Here is a 4,852-nt window from a genome sequence, read left to right as displayed (position 1 = left end):
ATCTCTCACATCGTTCCTACCGCCATTTTATTTACAATGAAATGTTGGAGGCTGAAGCGCCAAGAGGCAAGTTATATGTTACTTCAAGAAAATACAGCAACGTATTGATTCCACAAAATCAGACAAAAAAAATGCAAGGCTTTCACCTTGCATTTTAAAGATCGCGTCTGACCAAATCCACTTGCGTGGCGGCTGCGGAAAACCGCGCCTAGGTCACATCCTCCCAAGACTTTGACCGCGTAGGAAAGCAGAAATATTCTTACTTTCTCCTTATGATTAAAAAAATAGCGGACTGCCTGCGAAATGTCACGAAAAATATTCGTTCTTGTCATTTTTTGCTTACAAATCCAGCAAGGCAGTGAATCTCTTATAAATACCCGCCCGTTTCATTTGGCGTTACGGGTTCCCAATCCACCGGGAAGCCGGTAAAGAAACATCACTTTGCACTTGGTTTTGCCTGATTCTTAAAGCACTCAGGCGATGTTCAATTTGGTGATTCTCCATGCGGCTTTCCCGTTACCTTTTACCCATCCTGAAAGAAAACCCCAAGGAGGCGGAAATCGTCTCCCACCGCCTGATGTTGCGTGCAGGTCTGATACGCCAGGAATCGGCGGGCATCTATGCCTGGTTGCCGGCGGGTCTGCGGGTTCTGAACAAGGTGAGCGCAATTGTTCGCGAGGAGCAGAACCGTTCCGGTGCGATCGAACTCCTCATGCCGACAATCCAGTCTGCTGATCTTTGGCGCGAAAGCGGGCGTTATGACGCCTATGGCGACGAGATGTTGCGCATCAAGGATCGCGGTGATCGCGACATGCTCTTTGGTCCGACGAATGAGGAAATGATCACCGAGATTTTCCGAGCCTATGTCAGATCTTACAAAGACTTGCCGCTCAATCTTTATCATATCCAGTGGAAGTTTCGCGATGAGCGCCGCCCGCGTTTCGGGGTCATGCGGTCGCGCGAATTCCTGATGAAGGATGCCTATTCCTTTGATCTGGATTTTGAGGGCGCGAAAGCAGCATACAATCGCATGTTCGTTGCCTATCTGCGTACGTTTTCGCGATTGGGTATCAAAGTCATTCCCATGCGTGCTGACACGGGTCCGATTGGTGGCGATCTAAGCCACGAATTCATCATTCTTGCCGATACAGGCGAGAGCCAGGTTTTCTGCGATCGCGCCTATCTCGATCTGCCCGTGCCCGGTCCCGATACCAACTTTAATGATGATGCGCAGATTGCTGATATCGTTAAGCGTTGGACCACGCCCTATGCTGCCACCGACGAAATGCATGACGAGGCCGCCTGGGCGAAGGTCGGTGCTTCGGAGCAACTCGCTGCTCGCGGTATCGAAGTGGGCCACATTTTCCACTTTGGAACGAAATATTCCGAACCAATGGGCGCCAAGGTAACCGGACCAGATGGCAAGGACTACCCGGTTTCAATGGGCTCCTATGGTATTGGGCCGTCACGTGTGGTCGCTGCAATCATCGAAGCGTCGCATGACGAGAACGGCATTATCTGGCCAAAAGCCGTTGCGCCCTTCGGTGTGGGTATTGTGAATATGAAGCCCGGCGACGCAGCCTGCGACGCCGTTTCGGCTAAATTGTACGATGCGTTGACAAATGCTGGCCTTGAGCCCCTGCTCGACGATACGGATGATCGCCCGGGTGCCAAGTTCGCCACAATGGATCTGATCGGTCTACCCACACAGGTCATAGTCGGCCCGCGCGGCGTTGTTGCCGGTGAGGTCGAGATCAAGGACCGAGCGACCGGCGAGCGTGAGTCCTTGAGTATCGAAGCTGCGCTTAACAAGCTCGCGGGCGTTCAGGCAGGAATTTTATGAGCGAAAAGGCAGTCACCGCGCCGAACGGTTCCAAGCCGTTCTCAGCCTATGAACGTATGATCGCCTGGCGCTATTTGCGCGCCCGGCGCAAGGAAACGTTCATTTCCGTGATTGCCGGATTCTCTTTTACCGGGATCATGCTGGGCGTTGCAACGTTGATCATCGTGATGGCAGTGATGAATGGCTTTCGCGCTGAACTCTTGACGCGCATCCTCGGCATCAATGGTCATGTTATCATGCAGCCGATGGATCGGCCTTTCGACGATTACGATGCGGTCATCAAACGCGTCGACGCTGTCCCCGGCGTCTCCTTTGCCATTCCGGTTGTCGAGGGACAGGTGCTGGCCAAAGGTAATGTCGGGGCAGGGGCTGGCGCCCTGGTGCGCGGCTTGCGCGAGGAAGACATTGCGAAACTGCAGCTTGTTTCCAAAAACGTGCGCCAAGGTACGTTTCAGGGATTCAACACGGCTGGCGGCGTCGCTATCGGAACGCGTATGGCTGAAAATATGGGTCTCGGTCTCGGTGATAAACTTACCTTGATATCTCCGGACGGGGATGTGACGCCGCTCGGCATGGCTCCGCGTGTCAAATCCTATCCGGTTACGGCCATATTCGAGATCGGCATGTCCGAGTATGACGCATCGATAGTACTTATGCCGCTCGATGAATCGCAGCTCTATTTCAACCAGGAAAACAAGGTTCAATCGATCGAGATATTCGCCGATAATCCGGACAATATCGACGCGTTGAAGAAACCGATCGAGGATGCGGCACAGCGGTCGATCATGCTCACCGACTGGCGTCAGCGCAATCAGACGTTCTTTTCCGCCCTTCAGGTTGAGCGCAATGTCATGTTCATGATTCTGACGCTGATCGTTCTCGTCGCGGCTCTCAATATCATCTCCGGACTGATAATGCTGGTGAAGGACAAGGGGCATGACATTGCCATCCTTCGGACCATGGGGGCGACGCGAAACTCGATCCTGCGCATCTTTCTTATGACGGGTGCTGCGATCGGTGTGACCGGAACGATTGCAGGTGTGGTTCTTGGCGTCGTTGTATGTCTCAACGTTGAACGAATCAGAGAATTCTTTTCCTGGATTTCCGGCACCACGCTGTTCAATCCTGAACTCTATTTCTTGAGCACCTTGCCCGCCAAAATGGATTTCAACGAGACCTTCTCGGTCATCCTCATGGCATTGGTCCTGTCATTTCTGGCAACGCTGTTTCCAGCATGGCGCGCAGCCAAGCTCGATCCCGTTGAAGCCTTGAGGTACGAATAAAATGGTGGCAGGGCCAATTTTGCAGCTGATGAATGTCGGCCGCCGTTATGATGAGATTGGCCGTGAGTTGGTCATTCTCAACGACGCCAGCTTTTCGCTTGGCAAAGGCGAGATGGTGGCGCTTGTCGCGCCTTCCGGGGCCGGTAAGTCGACATTGCTGCATACGGCTGGATTGCTTGAACGACCGGACAGCGGCGATGTTATTCTGGACGGCAGGTCTTGCGGATCGCTTTCCGATGAAGAGCGTACGGCCATACGGCGAAACGACATCGGCTTCGTCTATCAGTTCCATCACCTTCTGCCGGAATTCACGGCACTCGAAAACGTTATGATGCCGCAGTTGATTCGCGGCATGAAGCCGGCGGTGGCGTCGGAACGCGCCCAGCAGCTGCTCGATTATATGAAGGTTGGCGCGCGTGCTTCGCACCGCCCTAGCGAACTCTCCGGCGGCGAGCAACAGCGCGTGGCTATTGCCCGTGCAGTGGCGAATGCGCCATTGGTGCTTCTCGCTGACGAACCGACAGGCAATCTCGATCCGGTGACATCTTCCTATGTGTTCGAAGCACTTGAAGCGCTTGTGAGACAGTCGGGGCTGTCAGCCATGATCGCCACTCATAATTTTGAGCTGGCGCGCCGCATGGACAGGCGTGTGACGCTCAAGGACGGAAAAATCACCAACCTCTGATCCGCGACCCCATTTTACCTTCCATTAATATTTCGAAAACCATAGCGGCAATGGGCGACTAGATGTGCTTGACTTTGGAACAAAAAAGGAACAAAAGATAGACATACAGACAACGAAGAAGGGTTTTACCGATGAGCGAACTTTTCCAGGATGTTATGTCATTCGTTACAGTCAGCCTTTTCATTGCGACGTTTGCAATGTGGGTCAGTGCAATCTGATGAAGCCGGGATCACTGCAAAGGAACGTTTGAGTGCTTGTGATCCCGTTTCTTGTCCACCGATGAGAATACCTGAAGCCTCAATACTGGTGGACACCTCATCGCGCATGTCCGACTATAAATCCGCGGTGAATCAGTTTCTCCGTTCAGGTATTCGGAGACAGAATAATTGGCAGATGGACAGATCAACAGCAGTCTATACGTCGCGAGCAAACCGGCGCTGCGCTTCGTGCACCTTAGAGTCCATTCTGCGTATTCCTTACTTGAAGGTGCCCTGCAGGTCCCGAAAGTCATTGATCTTGCCGTTGCCAACAAGGCGCCGGCGATTGCGATTACCGACACTAATAATCTTTTTGGGGCTCTTGAATTTGCCCAGAAAGGATCGAAGGCGGGCCTACAGCCCATTATTGGCTGTCAGCTTGATATCGCCTTTCATGACCAGGCGGAGGAAAGCCGCAGCGCTAACAGACGCGAAGCGCTGGGACTGGCGCCGCTCGTCCTCCTTGCGGCCACGGAGGCAGGCTATGCCAATCTCGTACGCCTCGTGAGTCGTGCGTACCTCGAAACCCCAGCCGGTGATCCGGTGCATATCACGTCGGCATGGCTCAAAGATCGTACGGACGGTATCATCGCTTTGTCTGGCGGTCCCGAAGGTCCCATCGCCAAACCGATCAAGGATGATCGGATTGATCGTGCACGGCAGCGGTTGAACTATTTGAAATCGCTGTTCGGTGATCGGCTCTACGTCGAACTCCAGCGTCATCGTGGTTACGATCGCGCATTGGAAGCAGCGCAGGTTGAACTTGCCTACGAACTGGAACTGC

General features: G+C 53.4%; 4 protein-coding genes. All 4 read left to right on the top strand.

Annotated features, from left to right (window positions below):
* Nucleotides 1-502: 502 nt before the first annotated feature.
* The gene (gene proS, locus ACXJ5O_RS19185; protein ID WP_457301286.1) at nt 503-1,843 is read left to right on the top strand and encodes a proline--tRNA ligase; all 1,341 of its coding nucleotides are present in this window, start codon (nt 503-505) and stop codon (nt 1,841-1,843) included.
* Nucleotides 1,840-3,126: a lipoprotein-releasing ABC transporter permease subunit gene (locus ACXJ5O_RS19180; protein ID WP_112530907.1), complete on the top strand. Its 1,287-nt coding sequence runs from the start codon at nt 1,840-1,842 to the stop codon at nt 3,124-3,126. Before proS ends, ACXJ5O_RS19180 begins: the two co-directional genes overlap by 4 nt.
* Before the next feature lies 1 nt (nt 3,127).
* A complete protein-coding gene (locus ACXJ5O_RS19175; RefSeq protein WP_114429312.1) occupies nt 3,128-3,811 on the top strand; it encodes an ABC transporter ATP-binding protein in 684 nt (227 codons plus the stop codon).
* A gap of 401 nt (nt 3,812-4,212) precedes the next feature.
* Nucleotides 4,213-4,852 (top strand): PHP domain-containing protein (locus ACXJ5O_RS19170; RefSeq protein ID WP_457301287.1); only part of this gene is annotated, 640 nt, incomplete at its 3' end.

The sequence above is a fragment of the Phyllobacterium sp. P5_D12 genome, assembly GCF_054049495.1.
Note: the sequence above shows the minus strand (reverse complement) of the source record. Positions and strands in the feature narration are given on the sequence as shown.